The organism is Thermogutta sp., from assembly GCF_039793925.1.
Lineage (GTDB): Bacteria > Planctomycetota > Planctomycetia > Pirellulales > Thermoguttaceae > Thermogutta.
In genome coordinates, this window is the sequence record NZ_JBAMME010000074.1 from 1 (window position 1) to 1,489 (window position 1,489).

General features: G+C 57.0%; 2 protein-coding genes. Both read left to right on the plus strand.

All coding sequences use genetic code 11. From position 1 onward, the window contains the following. The first annotated feature begins 47 nt into the window (after nt 1-47). Nucleotides 48-1,223, plus strand: coding sequence for a terminase family protein (locus ABJK56_RS02390; RefSeq protein ID WP_347243067.1), 1,176 nt, complete (start codon nt 48-50; stop codon nt 1,221-1,223). Beyond that, the coding region (locus ABJK56_RS02395) for a hypothetical protein (protein WP_347243068.1) at nt 1,217-1,489 on the plus strand (273 nt) is incomplete at its 3' end. The genes ABJK56_RS02390 and ABJK56_RS02395, both read left to right, overlap by 7 nt.

Consider the following 1,489-nt stretch of genomic DNA (forward strand, 5'->3'; position numbering starts at 1 on the left):
TCAGGAATTCACTCCTGCTCCAATCTTAGAGGTGGTCTTGCCTGCAGATGAAAATCCAGAGGAAGCTGCACAGTGGACAGGCGAGGGCGTGGAGGAGTGACGCCCGCTTCGTCTTCATCATTGCAGGGACTGGCGGTGGCAAGACCTACTTCGGCCCGCTCTGGCTGCATAGAGAAATCGAGCGGCACCCTGAGGGGAGCTTCCTGGTCATTGCTCCGACCTATGGAATCCTCCAGCGGGTTGTCTATCCAGAGCTGAAGAAGCTCGTTGACACTTTCTATCCTGGAGCGCTCTACAAGGCAATCGAGCGGACCTGCTACCTGCCGACGGGTGGCAGGATTTTTTTTGGGAGCGCAGACCGGCCGCTGACCCTCGAAGGTGCACACTGCCGCGCCGTATGGATGGACGAGGCTGGGCAGATGCGCCGTGAGGCCTGGGACGTTGCGCTTCGGCGTGTCGGCTTCCATAAGGGAAGAGTCCTCGGGACGACCACGCCATACAACCTTGGCTGGCTGAAGGTTGAGGTCTATGACCGCTGGAAAGCTGGCGACAAGGACTATGAGGTCGTCCAGTTTCCGAGTGTCCTCAATCCTGCCTATCCTCGAGAGGAGTTCGAGCGGGCAAGGCAGACGCTCCCTGGGTGGAAGTTCAAGATGTTCTACCTGGGGCAGTTCACTCGCCCTCAGGGGCTCGTCTACCAGGACTTTGACCCTGCCGAACACATTGTGGAACCTTTCGAGATTCCAAAAGACTGGCGAAGAGTTGCTGGTATAGATCTCGGCTACAACAATCCGACCGCTGTCGTCTGGCTTGCCTTCAGTAACGACGATGTGGCCTATGCCTACCGAGAATATTACCAGCGCAATAGGCTGCCTGGCGAGATTGCTCGAGAGGTCGCCGAAGCAGAGGCAGTCGACGCCGCTTACTGTGACCCCTCCAGTCCCGAAGCCATCGAGGAGCTGAGGAGGGCTGGCGTCCCTGCCATGCCTGCCGAGAACGCTGTGAAGCCAGGGATTGAGTCCGTCATAAGCCGCCTCAGGTCGAGGCGGCTTTTTGTTTTCCGTGGCCTTTACAACCTGCTCGATGAAATCGAGAACTACCGATGGAAGGAGCAGAACGAGCAGCTGAAGGACGAACCCGTGAAGGAGTACGACCATGCCGTTGATGCCCTCCGCTACGCCATCGCTTCTACTGACAAGGACGTGAGGATTGAGCTATGGTAAACATTTTCCGCAAGAAAGCGAAGCAGAACGCTGAGCGCTTTTTTCTCCACCTTTTCCCTTCTGGTTCCATTCCTCCAAGGCGGGGAACCTACGAAGTCATCCGCAATTACCGCAACCTCCCCTGGCTTTTTGCCTGTGCAACAAAAATCGCCAACAGCGTTGCTTCCGTGCAATGGGAGGCTTTCGTTGCCAGGGAAGAGGGCAAAGCGGTGAAGACTCGAGTCATTGGCAACACACCTGAGGAGCGAGTCAAACACCTGAGACGC